The organism is Streptosporangium roseum DSM 43021, from assembly GCF_000024865.1.
Taxonomy (GTDB): Bacteria; Actinomycetota; Actinomycetes; order Streptosporangiales; family Streptosporangiaceae; genus Streptosporangium; species Streptosporangium roseum.
In genome coordinates, this window is record NC_013595.1 from 1,051,692 (window position 1) to 1,075,183 (window position 23,492).

19 protein-coding genes are annotated in these 23,492 nt (G+C 72.6%); 13 read left to right on the forward strand and 6 right to left on the reverse strand.

Annotated features, from left to right (window positions below; all coding sequences use genetic code 11):
* The first annotated feature begins 56 nt into the window (after nt 1-56).
* Both SROS_RS04945 and SROS_RS04950 read left to right on the forward strand, forming a co-directional pair.
* Nucleotides 57-3,167, forward strand: a complete 3,111-nt coding sequence (locus SROS_RS04945; RefSeq protein ID WP_012887784.1) for an ATP-binding protein — start codon at nt 57-59, stop codon at nt 3,165-3,167.
* A gap of 52 nt (nt 3,168-3,219) precedes the next feature.
* Nucleotides 3,220-4,383: an FAD-dependent monooxygenase gene (locus SROS_RS04950; protein WP_012887785.1), complete on the forward strand. Its 1,164-nt coding sequence runs from the start codon at nt 3,220-3,222 to the stop codon at nt 4,381-4,383.
* A gap of 65 nt (nt 4,384-4,448) precedes the next feature.
* Here SROS_RS04950 and SROS_RS04955 read toward each other — a convergent pair whose 3' ends face one another.
* Genes SROS_RS04955 through SROS_RS04965 form a run of 3 tightly spaced genes read right to left on the reverse strand, consistent with a single transcriptional unit; the run spans nt 4,449 to nt 7,242 of the window.
* Nucleotides 4,449-4,952, reverse strand: coding sequence for a hypothetical protein (locus SROS_RS04955; protein WP_012887786.1), 504 nt, complete (start codon nt 4,950-4,952; stop codon nt 4,449-4,451).
* A complete protein-coding gene (locus SROS_RS04960) occupies nt 4,949-5,731 on the reverse strand; it encodes an alpha/beta hydrolase (RefSeq protein ID WP_148268959.1) in 783 nt (260 codons plus the stop codon). Before SROS_RS04960 ends, SROS_RS04955 begins: the two co-directional genes overlap by 4 nt.
* Before the next feature lie 14 nt (nt 5,732-5,745).
* On the reverse strand, nt 5,746-7,242 hold the full coding sequence (locus tag SROS_RS04965; RefSeq protein WP_012887788.1) for an MFS transporter: 1,497 nt from the start codon (nt 7,240-7,242) through the stop codon (nt 5,746-5,748).
* A gap of 268 nt (nt 7,243-7,510) precedes the next feature.
* Between SROS_RS04965 and SROS_RS04970 the strand changes: the two genes are divergently transcribed.
* Nucleotides 7,511-8,269 (forward strand): hypothetical protein, encoded by a 759-nt coding sequence (locus SROS_RS04970; protein ID WP_043651369.1) that lies wholly within the window; start codon nt 7,511-7,513, stop codon nt 8,267-8,269.
* An 80-nt stretch (nt 8,270-8,349) separates the two neighbouring features.
* Here the strand turns inward: SROS_RS04970 and SROS_RS04975 are convergent, their stop codons facing one another.
* Nucleotides 8,350-8,619 carry a DUF1876 domain-containing protein gene (locus tag SROS_RS04975; RefSeq protein ID WP_012887790.1) on the reverse strand — a complete coding sequence of 90 codons (270 nt, stop codon included), beginning with the start codon at nt 8,617-8,619 and terminating at the stop codon, nt 8,350-8,352.
* Nucleotides 8,620-8,884: 265 nt separating this feature from the next.
* On the opposite strand from SROS_RS04975, the gene SROS_RS04980 reads away from it, so the two are divergent.
* The 10 genes from SROS_RS04980 to SROS_RS05025 all read left to right on the forward strand — a co-directional run bounded on the left by SROS_RS04980 (nt 8,885) and on the right by SROS_RS05025 (nt 20,939).
* Nucleotides 8,885-9,799, forward strand: coding sequence for an alpha/beta fold hydrolase (locus SROS_RS04980; RefSeq protein WP_012887791.1), 915 nt, complete (start codon nt 8,885-8,887; stop codon nt 9,797-9,799).
* Between the two features lie 660 nt (nt 9,800-10,459).
* Nucleotides 10,460-11,587 (forward strand): glycerophosphodiester phosphodiesterase family protein, encoded by a 1,128-nt coding sequence (locus SROS_RS04985; RefSeq protein ID WP_012887792.1) that lies wholly within the window; start codon nt 10,460-10,462, stop codon nt 11,585-11,587.
* 227 nt (nt 11,588-11,814) lie between these two features.
* Entirely contained in the window at nt 11,815-12,783 is a 969-nt protein-coding gene (locus SROS_RS04990; RefSeq protein WP_012887793.1) for a helix-turn-helix transcriptional regulator, read from the forward strand.
* 348 nt (nt 12,784-13,131) lie between these two features.
* Nucleotides 13,132-13,545, forward strand: coding sequence for an STAS domain-containing protein (locus SROS_RS04995; protein ID WP_012887794.1), 414 nt, complete (start codon nt 13,132-13,134; stop codon nt 13,543-13,545).
* 497 nt (nt 13,546-14,042) lie between these two features.
* The gene (locus SROS_RS05000) at nt 14,043-15,329 is read left to right on the forward strand and encodes an MFS transporter (RefSeq protein WP_012887795.1); all 1,287 of its coding nucleotides are present in this window, start codon (nt 14,043-14,045) and stop codon (nt 15,327-15,329) included.
* A 34-nt stretch (nt 15,330-15,363) separates the two neighbouring features.
* Nucleotides 15,364-16,146: a class I SAM-dependent methyltransferase gene (locus SROS_RS05005; protein WP_245564560.1), complete on the forward strand. Its 783-nt coding sequence runs from the start codon at nt 15,364-15,366 to the stop codon at nt 16,144-16,146.
* Nucleotides 16,147-16,441: 295 nt separating this feature from the next.
* Entirely contained in the window at nt 16,442-17,362 is a 921-nt protein-coding gene (locus SROS_RS05010) for a hypothetical protein (RefSeq protein ID WP_012887797.1), read from the forward strand.
* Nucleotides 17,363-17,376: 14 nt separating this feature from the next.
* Nucleotides 17,377-18,252 (forward strand): class F sortase, encoded by an 876-nt coding sequence (locus SROS_RS05015; protein ID WP_012887798.1) that lies wholly within the window; start codon nt 17,377-17,379, stop codon nt 18,250-18,252.
* Nucleotides 18,249-19,718, forward strand: coding sequence for a DUF2079 domain-containing protein (locus tag SROS_RS05020; RefSeq protein ID WP_012887799.1), 1,470 nt, complete (start codon nt 18,249-18,251; stop codon nt 19,716-19,718). Before SROS_RS05015 ends, SROS_RS05020 begins: the two co-directional genes overlap by 4 nt.
* A gap of 75 nt (nt 19,719-19,793) precedes the next feature.
* Entirely contained in the window at nt 19,794-20,939 is a 1,146-nt protein-coding gene (locus SROS_RS05025) for an acetyl-CoA C-acetyltransferase (protein ID WP_012887800.1), read from the forward strand.
* Nucleotides 20,940-20,992: 53 nt separating this feature from the next.
* Here SROS_RS05025 and SROS_RS50750 read toward each other — a convergent pair whose 3' ends face one another.
* Nucleotides 20,993-21,166 carry a hypothetical protein gene (locus tag SROS_RS50750; RefSeq protein ID WP_012887801.1) on the reverse strand — a complete coding sequence of 58 codons (174 nt, stop codon included), beginning with the start codon at nt 21,164-21,166 and terminating at the stop codon, nt 20,993-20,995.
* Between the two features lie 259 nt (nt 21,167-21,425).
* Entirely contained in the window at nt 21,426-23,300 is a 1,875-nt protein-coding gene (locus SROS_RS05030) for an acyl-CoA dehydrogenase family protein (RefSeq protein ID WP_012887802.1), read from the reverse strand.
* Between the last annotated feature and the right edge of the window lie 192 nt (nt 23,301-23,492).

A 23,492-nucleotide genomic window follows, 5' to 3' on the forward strand; every position in this document is an offset into this window, starting at 1 on the left:
CGGTCGGCGAGCCTCGCCGGCCCCCGGCCGGGTGAGGGTGGGGGACAATCGACCTCGTGCAGTTCGGCATCCTGGGCCCGATGGTGGTGCGATCGGCCGATGGCGATCTGATCGCCGTCGGCGGTCCGCGGCCGCGCACCCTGCTCGCGTTGCTGCTCCTGGACGCGGGCAAGATGGTCGGAGTGGACCGGCTCATCGACGGCCAGTACGGCGAGCGGCCACCCGCGGGCGCCGCCAACGCCATCCAGGCGCAGATCTCCCGGCTCAGACGCAACCTGCCCGCCGACCTGATCGAGTTCCACGGCGCGGGCTACCGGCTGGCGGTCGACCCGGAAGACGTCGACGCGCACCGGTTCGAGCGGCTCGCCCGCGAGGGACGGCGCCTGCTCGCCGCGGGTCACCACGCCGGCGCGGCCGCCCTGCTCAGGCAGGGCCTTGAGCTGTGGCGGGGGCCCGCGCTCGCGGACGTCGCCGATGCGCCGTTCGCCGGCACGCAGGTCAGCAGGCTGGAGGAGCTCAGGCTCACGGCCGCGGAGGATCTCCTCGACGCGGAGCTGGCCCTCCCCGAGGCCGGCCCGGTGGCCGGGCTGCAGGAGCTGGTCGCCGCTCATCCGCTGCGCGAGCGGCCGCGCGGGCTGCTGATGCGGGCGCTGCACGCGGCCGGGCGGCAGGCCGAGGCGCTGGCGGTGTTCGAGGACGGGCGGCGGCTGCTCGCCGACGAGCTAGGCGCCGACCCCTCACCGGAGCTCGCGGCGGTGCACCTGGCGATCCTGCGCGGCGGGCAGCCGCGCGAGCGCGCCGCACGGGCGGGCCTGCCCACCCAGCTCACCAGCTTCGTCGGCCGCGAGCGGGAGCTGGAGCGGATCGACGCCCTGCGCCCCGCCCGGCTGGTCACGGTCATCGGCCCCGGCGGCACCGGCAAGACCAGGCTGGCCGTCGAGGCGGCGGTCCGCCGGGGCGGCGAGGCGTGCTTCGTGGACCTTTCCACGCTCGACGACGGCGGCCAGGTCCCGCAGGCGGTGCTCGGCGCGCTCGGCCTGCGCGAGACCGGGCTGCGGTCACCCATGTCCGGCACCTCCGATCCCACCGACCGGCTGGTGGCGGCGCTGGCCGAGCAGGAGCTGCTGCTCGTCCTGGACAACTGCGAGCACGTGGTCACCGCGGCCGCCACGCTCGCCCGCCGGCTGCTCGCGGCCTGCCCCGGCCTGACCGTCCTGGCCACCAGCAGGGAACCTCTGGGTATCACCGGCGAACACCTGGTCCCGCTGGCGCCCCTGGCCACCCCGCCGCCGGGCGGCGCGTCCGGCGACCCGCTCGGCTATCCGGCGGTGAGGCTGTTCGCCGACCGGGCGGCGGCCGTACGGCAGGGCTTCTCGCTGGGGCCCGGCAACCTCGGCGCGGTCCTGCGGATCTGTGCGGCGCTCGACGGCCTGCCGCTGGCCATCGAGCTGGCGGCGGCGCGGGTGCGCACGTTCTCGGTCGAGGAGATCGCCACACGCCTGGCCGAGCACGGCAGGTTCCGGCTGCTCTCGCGCGGCGACCGCACCGCCGCCGCCCGCCACCGGACCCTGCACGCGGTCGTGGAGTGGAGCTGGGACCTGCTGGACACCGACGAACAGGCGCTGGCCAGGCGGTTCTCGGTGTTCTCCGGGGGCGCGAGCCTGGAGGCGGTCGAGCGGGTCTGCGGCCAGGACACCGCGGAACTGCTGGCCGACCTGGTGGACAGGTCGCTGATCGAGACCGATGGCGAGCGCTACCAGATGCTCGACACCATCCGGCTGTTCTGCGCGGAACGGCTGGCGGAGGCGGGAGAGGAGGAGCGGCTGCGCGCCGCCCATGCCGCCTGCTTCCTCGACCTCGCGCGGCGCGCCGACGCCCACCTCTACCGGGCGGAGCAGCTCCGGTGGCTGGCCCGCCTGTCGGCCGACAACGCCAACCTGCAGGCCGCGCTGCGCTGGGCCGTCGGGCACGACCGGCCGACGGCGCTGCGGCTGATCGCCGCCCTGGCCATGTACTGGTGGCTGAGCGGGCGGCGCGGCCAGGCCACGCAGCACGCCGTACGGCTCCTCGACGCGGTCGGGCCGGAGCCGCCCATGGAGCTGACCGACGAGTACGTCCTGGCCGTGCTGCACGCCGTACCGGACGCGGGGCCGCGGCACTGGGAGTGCGCCGAAGCGATCATGCGGTCGCTGGACCGGCCGATGCGCTACCCGTTCGCCCCCGCCCTGTGGGGGATGACCGCGGGGCCGCCGGGGTCCACGTCCGAGGAGATCGAGCGGCAGCGACGGCTGCTCGGCTCCGGTCCGTGGAGCCGGGCGCTCGAAGGGCTCGGCGGAGCCATGCTGGCGCTGCTGAACGGCCGGGTCACCCGGGCCGAGCGGGAGTTCGAGGACGTGGTCGCGGCCTTCGGCGCGGTGGGCGAACGCTGGGGGAAGGCACAGGGGCTCGACTGGCTCGGCTTGATCGCGAGCTGGCGCGGTGAGTGGGCGCGCTCCATGGAGCTGTGGAAGGGCGCGCTGGACCTGCTCGAAGAGCTCGGCGCGCTCGAAGAGATCATGGATGTGCTGTGCAGGCGCGCCGACGGGCTGCGGCGCCGGGGTGACGACGCGGCCGCGGCCGCCGACTACCTTCGCGTGGCCGAGCTCGCCCGCAGGACGGGCAGGCCGGAGACGATGGTGGTGGCCCACCTGGGGCTGGGCGAGCTGGCCCGCTTCGAGGGCGATCACGCCGAGGCGGCCCGGCGGTTCGATGCCGCGCTGGCGGCCGGGGAGACCGGCGCGTTCACCACCGACGGCATCAGGTCGCGCGTGCTCACCGCGCTGGGACGGCTGGCCGGGGCGACGGGCGACACGCGGGAGGCCATGATCAGGCATCGCGGGGCGCTGGCCGCCGCGCTGAGGTCACCGCTGGCGATCGACCTCGCCGACGCCGCCGAGGGCCTGGCCGGGCAGGCCCTGCTTGAGGGTACGGCGGAGCGGGCGGCGCTGCTGCTCGGCGTGGGCGTGGCGCTGCGCGGCATGGCCGTGACCGGTGATCGCGACGTCGCCGGGATCGCCGCGGGCGCCACGGACGTCCTCGGCGCGGAGGCGTTCGCGACGGTGTTCGCGCGGGGCGCGGCGATGGGCCGGCAGGAGGCGCTGACAGTCCTGGGCGGCCCCGGCGCGTGACTGTCAGCCGGTGGGGACCCGGCTGTCAGCGGCTCCGGCGAGGCTCCGGGACATGAAGAACACCAACGTCCTCATCTCCGGCGCCAGCATCGGCGGCCCCGCCCTCGCCTACTGGCTCGACCGCTACGGCTTCAACGTCACCGTCGTCGAGAAGGCCCCGGCCCTGCGCGCGGGCGGCCAGGCCGTCGACTTCAAGGGCGAGACCCACCTCACCGTGCTGAGGCGGATGGGCATCCTGGAGGATGTGCGGCGGCTGCAGACCGGCGGGACCGACCAGGAGATCGTCGACGCCGACGGCCGCAGGCTGGCGGTCATCCCCGGCGAGTTCACCGGCGGTGAGATCGAGATCAAGCGCGGCGACCTGTCCAGGCTGCTGTACGACAGGACGGCCGCCGGCTGCGAATACGTCTTCGGTGACTCCATCACGTCCCTGACCGAGACCGCGGACGGCGTGCATGTCACCTTCGAGCGTGCCGCGCCGCGCACGTTCGACCTGGTGGTGGGCGCGGACGGGATCCACTCCAACGTGCGCCGCCTGGCCTTCGGCCCGGAGGCCGACCACGTCGCGTTCCTCGGCCACTACTACGCCCTGGCCGAGCTGCCGGGAGACTTCGGGCCCGTGCCGAAGATGTACAACGAGCCCGGCAGGATGGTCGCCGTCGGCGGGCCGAAGGCGCCCGCGTTCTTCGTCTTCGCCTCCGAGCAGCTCGACTACGACCGCTACGACGTCGAGCAGCACAAGCGGATCGTGGCCGAGGCCTACGCGGGCATGGGCTGGCGGGGCCCCGCGATCGTCGACGCGGTACGGCGGGCGGACGATCTCTACCTCGACTCGATCAGCCAGGTCAGGATCGACCACTACGCCAGGGGCCGGGTGGTGCTGCTCGGCGACGCCGCCTACGGCAACACCCTGGGCGGCTTCGGCACCGGTCTGGCCGTGGTCGGCGCCTACGTCCTGGCGGGGGAGCTGGCCGCGGCCGGTGGTGATCACCGCCTGGCCTTCGAGCGGTACGAGGAGGAGTTCCGCGGATACGCCAAGGTGGCCCGGAGCGGCAACGCCGGCCCCTTCCTCGCCCCCGGCAGCCCGGCCAGGATCCGCATGCGCAACTGGACGTTCAAGTACGGCTTCCTGCTGGGCCTGATGCTGAAGATGACCGACATGTTCGCCACCCGCATCACCCTGAAGGACTACGAGCCCGTACGGCAGGCCCGCTGACGGTGTCGTTCCCGGAAACCCTCGGCCGCCCGCACCCGCAGGGAACGGGGACGAGCGCCGAGAGGTCATCGTGCTTGCCCGTCCGTGACGGCGGGGATGATCCGGTAGTCGCGCTGGAAGACGAGATTGTGCAGGTCGGCGGTGACGACGGCCCGGAGGGTGGGCAGCTCGGCCGCGGCCTGCCCGGGGGTGAAGACGTTGAGCGGCCATTCGCCCACGGTGCCGCCCCGCAGGTGCGGGTGGTGGAATCCGGCACCGTAGAAGGCCCGGATGATGATCGGACTGATGCCGGTGGCGCGCTGTTCGGGCCAGGACAGTGCCCATACGGCGTCGACTCCGCCGTCCGGCGAGCGGCGTGTTCCGGTCGCGGTCACCGCACCGGTGCCGCGCAGCAGATGGGTGTCGACCTCCTCCAGGGTCTGCCGGGCGTAGGGGTCGAGGAGGGTGACGGCCTGCTGGAAGAGGCGCTCCTTGTCCTGGCGGGAGACGGCGTCGCCGTGGGTGCGGTCGCGCAGGTCGGCGAAGTGGCGCAGCAGCGCCGCCGCGTGGTCCGGTGCGGTCGTGTTCACGGGGTCCTCCGGGAGTACGTGACGCCCAGCCAGTGGCGGAGCGCGGGGTCGGTCAGAAAGGCGCCGTGGCGCATGCCGCGGAACTCCCGGAACGTGACGGTGTTCCCGGCCGTTTGCAGGTGCCGGGCGTATCCACGGGCGTCGTCGGCGACGGGGTCGAGGGAGCCCGCGGCGATGATCGCGGGAGCGAGTCCGGTGGGGTCGGCGGCCTCGTCCGGGGTGCTGTAGAGCGGGGTGGCGCCGCCGGCGGCCGGGTGGCGGCCCGCGGTGCCCCGGTAGGCCCGCCAGGCCGCCAGCAGTCCGGCCCGGCTGGGGAAGGCCTCCGCGTCGCGGCTGTAGGAGGGGGCCTGGCACCGCGGGTCGATCGGCGGGTAGACCAGCACCTGCGCGGCCAGCGGCAGCCGCCGGTCCCGCCACACGAGAGCGGCGCACGCGGCGACCGTGCCGCCGGCGCTGTCCCCGCCCACCGCGATCGGCCCGTCGGAGATGGTCTGGGCCCAGGTCATGGCGGCCAGGACGTCCAGAAGGGCGGCCGGGTGAGGGTGCCCGGGGGCCAGCCGGTAGTCAACGCTGACCACGGTGGCCGAGGCGGCCCGTGCCAGGTCGGCGCAGGCCGGGTGCCAGCCGGCGGCCGATCCCGCCGACCAGCTCCCGCCGTGCGCCCACACCAGCACGCCACGCGGGGCCGGTCCACTCCGGTAGACCCGCAGGGGGACGTCGTGATCCGGGCCGGGCACGGTGGCCGCCTCCCAGCGGACGGTGCCGGGAGGTCCCGGCACTCTTTGAGGCGAGGTCACTTGACCGGTGCGTGCTCGGCGCGGCGGGGGGCGAGGAACGCTCCGGCGAGCACCGCGCCGACGAGGACGACGGCGGAGTTGACGAGGATGGCGAGGGAGACGCCGGACAGGACGGCGTCGGGGCCGCTGCCGTCCAGGGCGGTCATCCGGGCGGTGGCGATGGCGCTCATGATCGGGATGCCCATGGTGATGCCGACCTGCTGGGTCATCGTGGCCAGACCGGTGGCCAGGCCCTGCTCGCGGTCGGGCAGGCCGGAGGTGGCGGTGACCATGAATCCGACGATCATGAACATGTTGCCGACGCCGCCGATGAAGGTGGCCGCCAGCAGCAGCCAGATCCAGGCGCCGGACGTGCCGAGCGCGACCAGGGAGACGGTGGCGACGGCCTGGATGACGCCGCCGGTGACGATGGTGGCGCGGTTGCCCATCCGGCCGACGGCCCTGCCGCCGAAGGTGCCGCCGATGACGGTGCCCAGCCCCAGGACGCCGAAGGCCAGTCCGGTGGCCAGCGGGGAGTAGCCCAGCACCTTCTGCAGGTAGAGGGTGAGCAGGAAGACCAGGGAGGTCTCGGTGACGAAGGCGATCAGGCCCACGGCGTTGCCCCAGACCACGGTGGGCCGCTTCATGATCTGCACGGGGACGAGCGGGTCGGCGGAGCGCTTCTCGATGAACCAGAACCCGGCCAGCAGCGCCGCGCCGGCGACCAGGGCGGCCAGGGTGGCGGGGTCGCCCCAGCCGGTCTCGCCCGCCTGGGTGAGGCCGTAGACCAGGGTGAGCAGGCCGCCGGTGACGGCGACGGCGCCGGGCACGTCCAGCCGGGAACGGCCGGCGGGGCGGGAGTCGGGGATGGCGGACGGGGCCAGGATCACCACGAGGGCGGCCACCGGAACGTTGATCAGGAAGGCCCAGCGCCAGGACAGCAGGTCGGTCAGCAGCCCGCCGAGGATCGCGCCGGCGGTGAACCCGGCCGACATCAGGGCGCCGTTGAGGCCGAGGGCCCTGTCCCGCAGCGGCCCTTCCTTGAAGGAGGTGGTCAGCAGGGAAAGTCCGGCTGGGGTGACGGCCGCGGTGGCCAGCCCCTGCAGCACGCGGGCGACCAGCAGCATCCCCGGCGAGGTGGCGAGGCCGCCGAGGGCGGAGGACAGGCCGAGCAGTGCCATGCCGCCCAGGAACAGGCGCTTGCGGCCGAACAGGTCCGCCACCCGGCCGAACAGCAGGGTGAAGCCGGCCGCGGTCAGGGCGAAGGCGGTGGCGATCCATTGCAGGTCGGCCAGGGAGAAGCCCAGGCCGGCGCCGACCACGGGGAGGGCCACGTTCAGGATGGAGAAGTCCACCGCGACCATGAACTGGGATCCGAGCAGCAGGGCGAGCACCAGTTTCTGGCGCCCTGTCATGCGTGCCGCCTGTCGCCGGCCGGTCGGCGTGGTCGCGGTCGCCGGTGAGTCCGAGGGGTGAGGTGTGGTGGCCGGCGGGGCCTGGTCGAGTGTGGACATGGATTTCCTCCTGGATGAACCCTTTAATGGAACTTTGGTTCTATTAAGATGTGACGACGGTAGCACAGGAGGATGGCTTAATGGAACTAGAGAACCGTTATGGGTGGTGAAGGTGCGGAGCCGGCCGCGGAGCGGCCGGGTGCACCGCTCCGCATCCATGCCCCGGGCGATGTCCCCATCTGATCGTTAGTCGTCCGGCCAACTCGGGTAGAGATCCGTCTGTACATGTGTGCCCCCCGGAAGATCGGAAAATGGGGGGTGTGCTCGGATGAGCATCATGAAGGCCGGCGTGCTGGCCGTACTCATAGGGGTGGCGGCGGTCGGCGCCGTCCAGCACTCGAAGCCGACATCGGGTCAATCCTCGAGCTGGGTGGTCAAGCGGCCGGGACACTCGTCCGTCAAGCGGCCTGCGAGCTGGACGATCAGGCGGCCGAACCCGACCGGCGGGCGGGACAGGGACCGGGGGTTCGGGCGTCCGGGGGGACCGGGCGTGAAGCGGCACGGTGACTGGAGGGTCAGGCGGCCGGGCATGGATGCCAGGCGCGACAGGCAGTGGGCGTCCGGGCGGCCCGGAGGGCCGGCGCTCAGGGGGCCCGATGGCTGGAAGGCCAGGCAGCAGGGCCCGGATGCCAGGTACGACAGGGACCGGGGTTACGGGCGGTCCGATGGATCGGCGGCCGGCCGGGGCTACGGGCGGTCCGATGGATCGGCGGCCGGCCGTGGCAGGGACCGGGGTTACGGGCGGTTCGACGGACCTGCGGCCGGCCGGGGCGGGGACCGGGGCTACGGGCGCTCCAACGGGCCGGACGCCAGGAACGACGGGGACTGGGGGTACGGGCGGTCCGACGGCCCGCTCACCAGGCGGCACAGGAACCGGGCGTTCGGACGGTACGAGGACTGGAACGGCAGGCGTCCCGGGGAGGGGATGGTCAGGCGGCCGTCGCGGGCAGAGTCCGGCGCCCGGCCCTTCCGGCCCGGCAGGGGGCAGGCCCGGCAGGACCGGCCCCGGGCGGAGCTGGAGTGGTGATCCGGCGGCGTTGACCCGTCACCGCGGGCAGGCGCGGGCCTCCGGCGGATCCGCCGGAGGCCCCTGGGGTGGGCGGGAGCTCACCATGCCCTGGGCGCATGCCCTGCCAGCTGGGCGACGTCCTCGGCGCCGTCTCTCATCAGCTTGCCGGCCATGTCGGCCAGGGCACGCCCCGCCGCCAGCTCGTCACCGATCGCCGGAACAGGCTGGTCCTCCGGGTTGCGCCGGGCGTACGCGACGCACTCGCGCCTTCTGCCGTCAGGTGTCATCAGCACGGCCCTGGCGGTGGTGACGTCGTCGTTGTCGTCCTCACTGATGAATATCTGCACGTCCCATTGCTTTGATTCCATTACGAACACCTCCCGTTCAAGCCTCCTCCTCCACCGGCGTGACCGGAAGGGGCATTAGCCCTGTCATGACAGGGTTTTGCCGCCTATGACCTCCCAAAAGGGAAAATTTCCTACTCACAGGTGGTTCATCCGTGGTGGCGCGCGAACAGGACCGCGTCACTGGGGCAGGCCGAGCCCAGTAGTCCTACTGATGGCACCGGTGCGCTGGTAGACCAAGCTCGTGGCATCGGCAGACGACGACCTCTGTGAGAAGGAGCCGGTTTATATGTCTCAGGGACGCATGGTGAACGTCGGCGACGTCGAACTGTGGACCGAGGAGTTCGGCGACCCGTCGCACCCCCCGGTGCTGCTGGTGATGGGCGCGATGTCGCAGGGGGTCCTGTGGCCGGACGAGTTCGTCGGGCGGCTGGTCGCCGGAGGCCGGCGGGTCATCCGCTACGACCACCGCGACACCGGCCGCTCGGACACCGTCGACTTCGACTCCCATCCCTACACCTGGGCCGACATCAAGGCCGACGTGCTCGGCCTCCTGGACGCCTACGGGATCGGCGCGGCCCACATCGTCGGGCACTCGGCGGGCGGCCTGCTCGGCCAGTGGATCGCGGCCGAGCAGCCGGACCGGGTGCTGACGCTGACGGCGATCGGGTCGTCACCGCTGGGCGGCAGGGAGGGGCAGGTGCTGATGCGCGCGCTGATGGGCCAGGAGCAGCCCCCCGGTAGCCTGCCCCCGCCCACGCCGGAGTTCGTGGAGTTCTTCACCAAGGCGGCGGTGAACCCGCCGCCCGCCGGCCGGCGCGAGCAGATCGACTTCCAGATCGAGCTGGCCCGGGTGCTGCACGGCCCGGCCCTGCCGTTCGACGAGGACGAGCAGCGGCGCGTGGAGGAGCGGCTCCACGACCGCGCCGTCGACCCCGCGGCCGTGGTCAACCACCAGCGCGCCGGGACCACGGCCTCCGACTTCGAGCCCGTGGGAATCCTGCACCGGGTGGTCGCGCCCACGCTCGTCATCGAGGGCACGCACGAGCCGGTCAAACCGGGTCACGGAGCATTCATCGCCCAGGAGATCCCGGGAGCCGAGCTCCTGATGATCGAGGGGATGGGCCACACCCTGCCCCCTCAGGTGCACCGGCAGCTCGCCGACGCCATCCTGGAGCACACCGGCGACCGCCCGGAGCGCTGATCGGCCGGGCGCCCGTCACGGGGCGGGGGAGGAGTCCCCGAGCGGCCCGCTCCCGGCGGCGCCCCCTTTCGACCCCTGCTGCGCCGGACGGAGGGGATCACCTCCCGCGTCCGCTTCGAACACCTGGCCGGAACCGGTCCGCGGGCCTGTCGCCGTGCCTTCCGGAGCTCCACCGGCCGTTAGCCGTTCGGCAGCTCAGGGTAGGGGTGTTTGTACCAGTGTGCCCCCCGCAAGGCAGGAAAGTGGGGGTGTACCCGGGTGGTCGGGAAAACGTGGTTCAGTGTCCTTGTCGTGCTCGTAGGAGGGGTGGCGGGTCTCACCCTCCATCCCGCCGATCCAGCCCGGCCCACCGGCCTGGATCGGCCCGTGACCTCCGCTCAGTCCACGGGTTCCGGCCGGGCTGCGGGTCCGGATCGGCCCGTGACCTCGGTGCAGCCCGCGGGTCCTGTCCGGCTCGCGGGTTCCTCTCGGCCCGCGCGTATGACGAGACCCGCCCGTACGACGCGATCCGCCCGTACAGCGCAATCCGCCCGTACAGCGCGATCCGCGCGCATGGCCCGGACCACCCGCTCGGCCCGGTCTTCGAGAGAGGCCCGCCGGCCGAAGGCGACACGGTCCGCGTGGACGGCGAGATCCGCGCGGGCGGCCCGGGCCGCGCGCATGGCCCGGCACCCGAGGGCCGCCCGGCCGACGACGCCCGCCCAGCCACCGAACGCGGCTCAACCCCCGAGTACGGCTCGGCCCACGGGTCCGTCGTCCGCCCCGCTCGGCGGTGGCGCTCGTCTGCCGATCGTCGTCGCGCATCGGGGGGCCAGCGCCTTCCGGCCCGAGCACACGCTTCTCGCCTACGAGGTCGCCATCCGGCTGGGCGCCGACTACATCGAGCCGGACCTGGTCTCCACCAAGGACCACGTGCTGGTCTCCCGGCACGAGAACGAGCTCTCGGCGACCACCGACGTCGCCGGCCACCCGGAGTTCGCCGCCCGCAGGACGACCAAGACCATCAACGGCGGCCGGGTGACCGGCTGGTTCACCGAGGACTTCACCCTCGCCGAGCTGCGTACCCTCCGCGCCAGGGAACGCTTCCCCCGGCGGCGGCCGGCCAGCACGGCATACGACGGGAAGGCGCAGATCCCGACGCTGGAGGAGATCGTCCTGCTCGCGCAGAAGCACGGCGTGGGCATCTATCCCGAGATCAAATATCCGAGCTACTTCGCCTCGATCGGGCTGCCGATCGAGGGACCGCTGCTGGAGACCCTCCGGCGCCACGGCTGGGACGACGCCTGCGATCCGGTGTTCATCCAGTCCTTCGAGACGGGGAACCTCAAGCGGCTGCGGTCCGTCACACGGTTGCGGCTCATCCAGCTCATCGGGGCCGGAAGCGGCCCGCCGTACGATCTGCTGAAGAGCGTCAACCCGCCCACCTGCGACGATCTCGTCACCCCGGCCGGTCTGCGGCAGATCGCCGCGTACGCCACCGGCATCGGTGTGACCACCACGCGGATCGTGCCGGTCGGCTCCGACGGGAGACTGGGCGCTCCCACCTCGCTCGTCCAGGACGCCCACCAGCTGGGTCTCCAGGTTCACGTCGCGACGATCCGCGACGAGAACATGAGCCTCCCGGCGGACTACCGGCGGGGCGATCCCGCCGGACGGGCCTACTCCCGTGCCGCCGGGGACGTGACGGGCTGGCTGGCACGGCTGTACGGGCTCCGGGTGGACGGGGTGCTCGCCGACAACCCGGGTGTCGCCCGTGCCGTACGGGATCGCCTGCTCACCGGCGGCTGACCGCCCGGAGCCTGACCGCCGGCGACAGGGAGTCCCGGCCGCCACCCGAGGCCCGCCCGTCCCCCCCGCCTGTCGTGCAGGTCGTCGAGCACGGTCCGCAGGTCGTCGAGCACGGTCTGCGGGGTGTCGCGGCGGAAGGGGAGGATGCCTTCTGCGCCGGCTCAAGGCCGACGTCAGGGCAGTGGCTAGGGCAGGCTCCGCCCTAGCCCGGTGGGAAACTCGCATGCATGTTGGAAACCTCGGCCCGATTGCTCCGCCTGCTGTCGCTGCTGCAGACGCCCCGTGAGTGGACCGGCACGGATCTCGCCGAGCGGCTCGGCGTGAACGTGCGCACGGTCCGCCGTGACATCGAGAAGCTGCGGACCCTCGGCTATCCGGTGCACGCCACCCCCGGCGCCGCCGGTTACCTGCTCGGTGCCGGTGCGAAGCTGCCCCCGCTGCTGCTCGACGACGACGAGGCGGTCGCGGTCGCCGTCGGCCTGCGCACCGCGGCCAGCGGCACCATCGCCGGCATCGAGGAGACCTCGCTACGCGCCCTGGCCAAACTCGAACAGGTCCTGCCGGCACGTCTGCGGCACCGCGTCAACACGCTGCAGTCGGTCACCGTGACCGTGCCCTCCGGCGGTCCTGTCGTGGACCCCGACGTGCTCACGGCCGTGGCCGCCGCCTGCCGCGCGCACGAGCAGCTGCGTTTCGACTACGCCGGTCGCGAGGGCGGGCCGAGCGTCCGCCGCACCGAGCCGCATCGCCTCGTGCACACCGGCCGGCGCTGGTATCTCGTCGCCTGGGACCTCGACCGCGGCGACTGGCGGACCTTCCGCGTCGACCGGCTGCGCCCGCGCGTCCCCACCGGGCCGCGGTTCACGCCACGCCGGCCGCCGGACACCGATCTGGCCGGCTACACCGCGCGCGGGGTCTCCACCGAGGTCTACCGCTATCAGGGCAGGTTCACGCTGCACGTGCCCGTTCACGTCGCCGCGGAGAAGATCCCGCCGACGATCGGCGTGCTCGAAGCCGTCGACGAGCACTCCTGCACGTTGCGCGCCGGCTCGAACTCCCTCGACGAACTCGCGCTGTACGTCGGCCTGTTCGGCTACCGCTTCGAGGTGCATGAGCCACCCGAGCTGGTGCGGCGCATCCGCTCGCTCACCGCGCTCCTCGCCGGTTCCCTCCCGCCGTCCCCGCCGCCGAGCTGAGCCGGTGACGGCCGGATCCTCCCCCGAGCCCGCGGGCAATGATCCCGGGCGACCAGGGACGACGGCGTGTCGATGTCCGGCCATGAGCGCTTCCGGGGAGTAAGCTGGGGGTACCGAGGACATGTCCTCACCGACGCCCACCGGCGGGCCTGAGCCGAAACCTCGTCCATACGAGGCGACGGCGGGGCCGCCGGGGAGAATGAGGGCGGGCATCTCGCCGACCGCGTGCCCGCGACCTGACCACAACGGCCTGGGCGCCGCCGCGCACCTGGCTCCGAGCGGCATCCGTGCCACCGCGCGCCGCTGACCGGCCGCCCGGGTCCCGCCTCTTCTCCGATCGGAGATCCCATGACCGTTTTTCAGACGAAGACAAAGACGACGAAGACCCAGACCCGCCACGGGGCGGGCCTTCGGCCCGTACATCCCGCCACCACCATCGTCCCGCTCTACGGTGAGATCGACATCTTCACCAGTCCGGCTCTCCGCGAACGCCTGCTCCGCGCCCTGCGGCTCAGCACCGGCCCGCTCGTCCTGGATCTGTCCAGGGTGTCGTTCTGCGACGTGTCGGGGCTGGCCGTACTGGTCGGCACCCAGCGCCGCGCCCGAGCGCTCGGCATCACTCTGCGCCTGGCCGCGCCCCGCTCCCAGACGGTCCGGATGCTGCGTGTCACCGGACTGGACCGGGTCCTCATGATGCACGGGAGCGACCAGGGCGAGCCGGAGACGTACAGCCTGCCGGCGCAGACGCGGACCGGAGACTGAACCGGCCGGTGATCGAAGCGGCCGGTGATCGAAGCGGCCCCGCCCGCGACCATGGAGCCCGCGGAGCGCGGGAACGCCGGGCCGTAGCCGTCCCGCGGCGCTGACACGCGCTCATGGCCGACGTCGTGACGGCCGGCGGCGACGGAGCCGTGGTCGCCGATGGCGGCTACGGCCGGACAGGTCTGTTGCGGGACCGTCCGGAAGCGGATCTTCTCGGCGTGGCGGGGGCCGCGGGACCGGAGCGGATCTTTTCAGCGTGGCGGGGGCCGCGGGACCGGAGCGGATCTTTTCGGCGCGGCGGGGGGCCGCGGGACCGGAGCGGCCCCGCCTCGTGAAATCCACTGGGCCGGGTGGGGCGGCCGGAGGTAGAGTCGGCTCCATGACCTGGCGACATTGATCCATCACCAGAGGTCGACGCGGACCACGCTGTCGCGGACCGCCCGGGATGCCGAGCATCCCGAGCCCGCACAGTCTCCCCCCGCGCGAAGGACCTCCTGATGATCTCCTTTCTACGTGGACCCGGCGCACACGTGAACCGCCTGGCCACGACTCTCTACGGCTACACGTTCCTGAACGACTTCATCCTGCTCTACCCGGTCTACGCACTGCTGTTCGTCGACACGGGCCTGTCGACCGCCGAGATCTCCTCGCTGTTCGTGATCTGGTCGGTCACCTCCCTGGTGCTGGAGGTGCCCTCCGGCGTATGGGCCGACGCCGTCTCGCGGCGGCTGCTCCTCACCCTGGCGCCGCTGCTGGCCGCCGCCGGCTACGCCCTGTGGATCATCGCTCCCTCCTACTGGGCGTTCGCCGCCGGCTTCGTGCTCTGGGGCGCGGCGGGAGCGCTGCAGTCGGGCGCCATGGAAGCGCTCGTCTACACCGAGCTCGACCGCCTGGGCGCCGCCGGCCGCTACGCCACGATCATGGGTCGTGGCCGCGCGCTCGGCACCGGCGCCACCATGGTGGCCACGGCCGCCGCCGCCCCCGCGCTGGCCGTGGGCGGCTACCCGATGCTCGGGGCGGCCAGCGTCCTGGCATGCCTGCTCTGCGCGGCCGTCGCGACGACCTTCCCCGAGCACCGGGTGGAGAGCACGGAGAGCCCGGAGGAGACGCCGCCGGGCGGCTACGCCGCCATCCTGCGGGAAGGCGTGCGGGAGATGCGCTCCAGCCGATCGGTACGGCGGGCGGTACTGCTGCTGGCCGTGGTGTGGGCGGTCTGGGGCTCGCTTGAGGAGTACGTCGCCCTGCTCGCGGCCGCCACCGGCGTCGTCGCGTACGCCGTACCGCTCCTGGTGCTTCTCGTCTCGGCGGGGGTCGCGCTCGGCGGCGTGCTCGCGACGACCGGGCGGCGTCTCACGGACCGGGCGTTCGCCGGAATCCTCGCCGCCGGGGCGCTGGCGCTCGGCGCGGGAGCGATCAGTGGGGTCCCGGCGGGATTCGCCGCGATCGCGGTGGCCTTCTGCCTATTCGAGATGGCGACAGTGCTGGCCGGCGCGCGGCTCCAGGACCGCATCACCGGTCCGGCCCGTGCCACGGTGACCTCGCTGGCCGGACTGGGCACGGATGTGGCGGGCATCCTCGTCTACGGCGGCTACGCCGCGGCTTCCACGGTGGCCGGGCACGACGTGATCTTCGCCGTTTTCGCCGTGCCGTACCTCGTCCTCGCGCTGGCCCTGACCCGCGGCGGCGGGCCGCGCTCCGGCGGTGAGCGGCGCCGGGAGCGACGGGCGTCCGGCGGGAGGGGCGCATCCCCCGACCCGGCACCTCCCGTCGGACGATTTTCATGAGATGCCGGCCGGGCCGCGGGGTTATCGTGGGCGGGTGGGCAGCTCATCCGCCTTTGACGGTGTCGATCCCGAGATCCGGGCGCTGAGAGCGTCGTCGTTCGGCGGCCAGGCGGCCGCGTACGCGAAGGAGCGGCCCGACTACCCCGACGACGCCCTGCTGTGGGCACTCGAACCCGTCTCCGGCCGCGCGCCGCTGCGCGTCCTCGACCTGGCGGCCGGGACCGGGAAGCTGACCGAGGTGCTGCTGCGGCACGTCGCCGACGTCGTCGCGGTGGAGCCCGACGCGGCCATGCTCGCCCAGCTCCGCCGGCGGCTGCCCGGAGTCCGGGCACTGGCCGGCACGGCGGAGCGGATCCCGCTGGAGGACGGCTCGGTCGACGCGATCGTGGTCGGACAGGCGCTGCACTGGTTCGACCTCGACCGGTCCGTCCCCGAGATGGCCCGGGTCCTGGCGCCGGGCGGAGTCCTGGCGGGACTGTGGAACCTCGACGACGACCGGGTCCCGTGGGTGCAGGGCATGAAGGAGGCAGCCGCCAGTACGGTGTCGTTCAGGCAGTGGTGGCCCGCTTCGATCCCGCTGGAAGGGCCGCACTTCCGCGTGGTCGAGCACGCCGAGTTCGCCCACGGCCAGCGCCGGACCGCCGAGTCGATGGCGGCGACGATCGCCACCCACTCCCACGTGCTGACCCTCTCCAAGGCCGAGCGCGCCGAGCTGCTGGCCCGGGTCCTCGGCTACCTGCGATCCACTCCCGAGACCGCGCACGGCGAGTTCGAGCTTCCGATCACGACCGTGACGGTCCGCGCGCTGCTCGCCTAGCGTCCCGGCTCGCGACGCGACGCGACGCGACGCGACGTGGTGCGGTGCGGTGCGGTGCGGTGCGGTAGGACGCGCGACGTGGTGCGGTGCGGGACGCGACGCGGTGCCCCGGCGGAGCGGGCGCGACGGTGGGCGAAGTCGGCAGTGATGGGACAGAGAGGAATTTATGCCCGTTTTGCCGAGTTGCGCGCATCTCACGGTCTCTGTTCATAGGATCTATGCCTGACTGTGACCATCGCCTGGAATCGTGGACAACCGCCCAAAGCGCTCAACTGTTCCGAAGTGGAGAGAGACTGTGCTGAAGTCCAAGACGCGCCGCCGCGTCGCGGTCAAGACAGCCGCCATCGCAGCAGCGTGCGGAGGCCTCTTCTTCGGCGCTGTCCCGGCGATCGCCTCCATGGCGGCGGCCCCGCTGCCGGTCTCCTACAGCTGCACGGCCGGGACCGGGGGCGTGGCCGCCACCTACAAGCTGCAGATGGACATCACCGGCCCGCTGGCCCCGACGCCCAACTCCACCGTCGTGGCGACCTGGGCCATCCGGCAGCCCGCCGCCTCGCCGTCCCTCCTCGCGCCGTCGGCGATCCCCGCGACCGAGCGCCTCGTGTTCGACGGGGACGCGCTCGTCACCGCCAACCCCTCGATCGTCCCCTCCGAGCTCCGGACGGTCGGGGCCACCGCCGCCGCCGTCGCGGCGACGTCCGGTGCCCCGCTGCAACTGCCCGCCGTGATGATCACGATGACCCCCACCGCGACCGGCGTCATCGCGGTCCAGCCGGGCCCGTTCGGCCTCTACCTGGAGCCGGCCGCCGGACCGGGCAGCGGTAACGGGGTCACGCTGTACGACTGCGACGTCGCGACCCCCGCGGAGGCGAGCGCCGCGGCGTTGCTGATCACGGTCAAGCCGTCGGCCGCCGGCACCGGGACGGGCACCCCGACACCGACCCCCACCCCGACACCGACCCCCACCCCGAGCAACACGAACACGGGCACCACCAGCCCGCCGAAGCCGACGATCACCGTCACCCAGACCGAGACGTCCAAGCCCGCCAAGGACGACCGGCAGATCGACGAGACCCCCGGCGGCGGCGCCTCCACGGGCGGCGGCGGGGACGCCGGGCCGGACGCTCGGGTGATCATGCTCGGCGGCGCGCTGATGGTGGCGGGCGCGGCGGCCGGCGGGCTGGTGCTGCGCCGCCGTACGGCGACCCGAGGCTGACCGGGGGCGGCCGGATGACCACCCCGACGCCTGACAGCTGGCCGCCGCGGCCTCCCTCCCAGGGGGGGAGGCCGCAAGGGCATCCCCGCGGGCCGGTGCCGCCGTACGGGCAGCCGCCCTACCAGCAGCAGCACCCTGGATACCAGCAGTACGGCCAGCCATATGAGGAGTGGCCCGAGGGCCGGGTCGACGGCGGCCGGGTGATGCGGTCGGTGCTCATCCTGGCGGGGGTCGCCGGGGTGATCACGGTGCTGGTCGGCATGCTCTACATGGTGGCGGCGCCCGAGCAGTACGGCCTGGCCGACCAGCGCACCACGCTGCCGCCCCGCAGCCAGACGAACGCCACCGGACCGGCGGACCCCTACTTCCAGGCCGAGCCGACCGTGCCGCCGCCCCAGCCGAGCATCCCGCCGGCCCCCGCCATGCAGCCCTCGACCCCGGTACGCGTGGTCATCCCACGCCTCGGCGTCAACGCACCGATCAGGTCGGTGGGGCTCGACAAGCAGGGCGCGATCGAGGTGCCGCCGGTCACCAACCCGAACCTGGTCGGCTGGTACCGTTCGGGGCCCACGGCCGGGGAGGCCGGTCCGGCGATCATGCTGGGGCACAAGGACACGAAGTCGGGGAGCGCGGTCTTCAGCCGCCTCGACGAGATCCGCAACGGCGACGTCATCGAGGTGCACCGTAAGGACGGCATCGTCGCCGTGTTCACCGTGGGAGGCCTCGAACAGGCGGAGAAGGCGGTCTTCCCGACGCAGCGGGTGTACGGCGAGTCGCCCAATCCCCAGCTCCACCTGATCACGTGCGGCGGCACCTACGACCGCGCGACCGGCCACTACACCGACAATGTCATCGCCTACGCGACGATGACGAGCACGCGCAAGGCATGAGCGCCACCGCTCCGCCCGAGGCCGCGGCCCCGGTGGTCCCCGGTGTCATGGACCTCCTGCGGAGGCGGCGGCACGGGCTGGCGCTGGGCGCGCTCGTGGTGCTGGCCGCGGCGGTCTACTCGCTGCTGGGCCTGGTCAAGTTCGCGACCTTCCGGGCCACCACCTTCGACCTGGTCATCTTCGACCAGGCCGTGCGCGGTTACGCCGGCTTCGGGGCGCCCACCGAGCCCTCGGTCGGCATGCAGTACGGCATGGGGATGGACTTCATCCAGCTCGCCGACCACTTCTCGCCGATCGTGGCGCTGCTGGCCCCGCTGTACTGGCTGGGCGGCGGGCCGCAGTCGCTGATCGTCGCCCAGGCGGTGCTGTTCGCGCTGGCCGCGATCCCGATCTGGCACTACGCCGAGCGCCGGATCGGCACGGTCCCGGCCCACCTGGTCGCGGTGGCCTACGCGGTGTCGTGGCCGATCGCGCAGGCCGCCGGGTTCGACTTCCACGAGGCGGCCTTCGTCCCGCTGCTGAGCGCGACCATGATCGAGCGGTTCGACGCCCGCCGGCCGCTCCTGGGGGTGCTCGCCGCCGCGGGCCTGCTGCTGGTCAAGGAGGACATGGGCCTGCTGCTGGCCGGGTTCGGGGTGTATCTGGTCGTCACCCGGCGGCGGCTGGAGGGGGCCGCCTTCATCCTCTTCTCGCTGGGCGCGCTCGTGGTGATCCGCAGCGCGCTGATGCCCCTGGCGGGGGCGAGCACCACGGGGTTCCACTGGGCCTACGGCAACTGGGGCGCCACCCTGGGTGAGGTGGCGGTGGCCATCCTGAGAGACCCGCTGGGCGCGCTGGCGCAGTCCGTCAGCCCGATGGTCAAGGTGAACACCCTGGCCTTCCTGCTGTGGCCGATGGCGCTGACCGCGCTGCTGTCGCCGCTGACGCTGGTGGCGGTCCCGCTCGTCGCCGAGCGCTTCCTGGCCGACCGGCCGCAGTGGTGGGGGCCGGAGCACCACTACAACGCCTTCATCGTCGCCATCCTCGTCTGCGCCGGGGTGGACGGGGCCGCCCGGCTCGCGAAACGGTTCCCGGGGCGGGGCGTGGCCACCCACTGGGCGGTCGCGGTCTGCCTGATCGGTCTCACCCTCGTCCCCCGCTTCGAGCTCGGCAAGCTCCTGGATCCGGGCTACTACGACGGCGAGCCGCACATCGCGGCGGCGCGGGAGGCCGTGACCATGGTCCCGGACGGGGTGATCGTCGAGGCGTCCAACAACGTCGGCCCCGCGCTCACCGCGCGGACGACGGTGCTGCTCTGGGGGCCGCAGGCCCACGACGCGCCCTGGATCGTGGCCGACGTGGCGCGGTGGAGCTATCCGTTCGGCGACTTCGGCATGCAGCAGCGGCGGGTCGACGAGGCGCTGGCGAACGGCTACCGCAAGGTATTCGACCGTGACGGCTACATCGTGCTCAACCGGCCCTCCTGAACACGACATGGACAAAGGTTCTGTTGTAACCTCCTCATAACCGAACAATGCTCGGTTTCATGAGCAGGAGGCATTGTGGCAGAGGCGTACATCGTCGGGGCGGTCCGCACCCCGGTCGGTAAGAAGAAGGGCGGTCTGTCCACCGTCCACCCCACCGATCTGGCCGCGCACACCCTCAAGGCGCTCATCGACCGCACGGGCGTCGACCCGTCCGCGGTGGAAGACGTCATCATGGGCTGCGTCATGCAGTTCGGCCCGCAGAGCATGGACATCGCGCGTAACGCCTGGCTGTCGGCAGGTCTTCCGGAGAGCGTCGCCGGGGTGACCATCGACCGCCAGTGCGGCTCCTCCCAGCAGTCGATTCACTTCGCGGCCCAGGGAGTGCTCTCCGGCACCCAGGACCTCGTGGTGGCCGCCGGAGTGGAGTCGATGAGCATCGTGCCGATGGGCTCGTCGATCACCGCGGCGCTGGAGAAGGGTATGCCCTTCCCGTTCGGTGACATGTGGGTCGAGCGGTACGGCAAGCAGGAGATCTCCCAGTTCCGCGGCGCCGAGCTCATGTGCGAGAAGTGGGATCTGTCGCGGGAGGAACTGGAGCGGTTCGCCTACGAGAGCCACCAGCGGGCGGCCAAGGCCATCGCGAACGGTTACTTCAAGGACCAGATCGCCCCGGTCAACGGCGTCGAGGACGACGAGGGACCGCGCGCGGACAGCACGCTGGAGAAGATGGCCTCCCTGAAGACGCTGCGGGACGGCGGCCGGATCACCGCCGCGACCTCCTCGCAGATCTCCGACGGCTCGGGTGCGCTCCTCATCGCCTCCGAGCAGGCGGTCCGCGACCACGGCCTGACGCCCCGGGCCCGCATCGTCACCCTGGCGCTCACCGGAGACGACCCGGTCTACATGCTGACCGCGCCGATCCCGGCGACCCAGAAGGCGCTGAAAAGGTCCGGCCTGTCCATCGACGACATCGACGTCACCGAGATCAACGAGGCGTTCGCCCCGGTCCCGCTGGCGTGGATCAAGGACCTCGGCGCCGACCCGGCCAAGGTCAACCCGAACGGCGGCGCGATCGCCCTGGGCCACCCGCTGGGCGGGACCGGCGCGATCCTGATGACCAAGCTGCTCCACGAACTGGAGCGGACCGGCGGCAGGTACGGCCTGCAGACGATGTGCGAGGGCGGCGGCCAGGCCAACGTCACGATCATCGAGCGCCTCTGAGCGGAGGCGGATGCCCCGGCACCCGGAAGTCCGGGGCCGGGGCGTCCGCCGTCTCAGCGGCCGCCCTTGCCGGGGATCCGGCGCGGCTGCTGGGTCGGCCTCATCGGCATGTGCGGCTTCGGCATGTGCCGGGGCGCCGCCGGAGGCAGGTTCCGCTCGGGCAGCGGGGTGCGGGGCTTGGGGGTCTTGCTGTTGTCGTCAGGCTTTTGACCGGCATGAATTCGCATATGGACTCCTTGAGAAAGATGACGACGCGGCCGAAAGCCGTGCCAGAAACTCAGCTGCCGCGTCAGACGAACGGGGCCAGAGGGCTGAGTGCGCGGGTGGACCAGTCGGAACTGATCGACACCGGCTCTTAGGAGTTAATCCACATGTGATCACCGTACGGCGGCCGCATCGGGCGGTGCAACCCATTTATCCGGGCCCGCTCCGCACCCGGAGCCCGCCCCGGGGAGAGGCGGGCGATCCGGCGGTGCCGGCACGTCCTCAGCGGATCGACCGGTGCGCGTTCCCGGTGGCGGAGGGGCCGGGAGCGGTGGCGGCGATCCACGGGCCGTCGATGGAGGCGTCGAGGATGCCCTCCTCCAGGAACGTGTAGCGGCCCCGCAGCACGTGGCGCGCCAGCCGTACGTCCCGGGCGTCGCTGTTGTCCCACAGCCGGTCGAACAGCGCGTCCACCCGGAGCCGGGCCTGGTGGCAGAAGGTGTCGGCGATCTCGGCGGGCCTGCGCCCCAGCTCTGCCTCGTCCTCGCGGGCACGGACGCAGGTCGCGGTGATCGCGAAAAGCTCGGCGCCGATGTCCACGATCCGGCCGAGGAAGCCCTGCTTGTGCTCAAGCCTGCCCTGCCAGCGGGACATGCCGTAGAAGGTGGCGCGGGCGAGCTTGCGGCTGGTCCTCTCCACGTAGCGCAGGTGCCGGGCGAGCGCGCCGAACTCCGCGTAGGAGCCGGGCCGGTTGCCGGTCCCCGCGACCAGCGTCGGCAGCCAGCGCGCGTAGAACCCGCCCGCCTTCACCGCGGCGCGGGCCTTGGCCCTGCCGTCCAGCGACCGATCGATGAGCTCGCCGGCGACCGTCAGGTGCGCGTCGACCGCCTCGCGGGCGATCAGCAGCTGCATGATCTCGGTGGACCCCTCGAAGATCCGGTTGATCCGCATGTCCCGAAGCACCTGCTCGGCCGGGACCCCGCGCTCCCCCCGGGCGGCCAGCGACTCGGCCGTCTCATAGCCCCGCCCGCCGCGGATCTGGACCAGCTCGTCGGCCACCTGCCAGGCCATCTCCGACGCGTACAGCTTGGCCAGCGCCGCCTCGATCCTGATGTCGTTGCTCTCCTCGTCGGCCAGGCGGCAGGAAAGGTCCATCACGGCTTCGAGGGCGTAGGCCGTACCGGCGATGAAGGCGATCTTGCGTGCCACCGCCTCGTGCTCGCCGATCCTGCGCCCCCACTGCACCCGCGCGTCGCCCCACTCCCTGGCGATCTTCACCGCCCACTTGGCGTTCCCGGCGCAGACGGCCGGCAGCGAGAGCCGCCCGGTGTTGAGGGTGGTCAGCGCGATCTTCAGGCCCTGGCCCTCGCGGCCGATCAGGTTGGCGGCGGGGACACGGACCCGGTGGAACCTGGTCACGCCGTTCTCGATGCCGCGCAGGCCCATGAACGCGTTGCGCCGCTCGACGGTGATCCCGGGGGTGTCCGCCTCGACGACGAACGCGGAGATCTTCGTGCCGGTGCGGGCCATGACCACCAGCAGGTCCGCGACGACCCCGTTGGTCGTCCACAGCTTCACGCCGTCCAGCAGGTAGTCGTCGCCGTCGCGCACCGCCGTGGTGGCGAGCCGCGCGGGGTCGGAGCCGACGTCGGGCTCCGTCAGCAGGAACGCCGACACCTCGCCCTTCGCGCAGCGGGGCAGGAACCGCCGCTTCTGCTCCTCGGTGCCGAACTCCTTCAACGGCTGCGGCACCCCGATCGACTGGTGGGCCGACAGCAGCGTGCTCAGCGCCGGGCAGTACGATCCGACGAGCATCAGAGCCCGGCCGTAGTCGAGATGGCTCAGCCCCAGCCCGCCGTACTCCTCCCCGATGGTGATCCCGAAGGCCCCCAGCTCCGCGAGCCCCTTGACCACCTCGTCCGGCACCTGTGCGGTCCGCTCGATCAGCGCCGGATCCACCCGCGTGTCCAGAAACCGCCGCAGGGCGCGCAGGAAATCCTCACCCTTCTTGGCGTCGGCCTCGGACATGCCCGGAGCCGGATGCACCAGGTCGAGGCGGAAGTTTCCCAGGAAGAGCTGCCTGCCGAAGCTGGGACGCGCCCACTCCTTCTCCCTGGCCTGCTCGGCCACCTCGCGTGCCTTGGCGTAATCGGTCATCGTGACCTCCTCGGGCGCGGATGACTTCGACGTTACGCCCGAGTCACCGGTCCGAGAAGGAACCGGCGCGGAGGGAGCCCGGTGTGTCGGCTCCGCCCCCACCTGGAGGTATACCGCCGCCGGGCGGCCTGCCGTACGGCCGGGGAGGGTGCACGCGGCGGCACTTCCGGAAACCCCTGAGAGGTCCCTGTC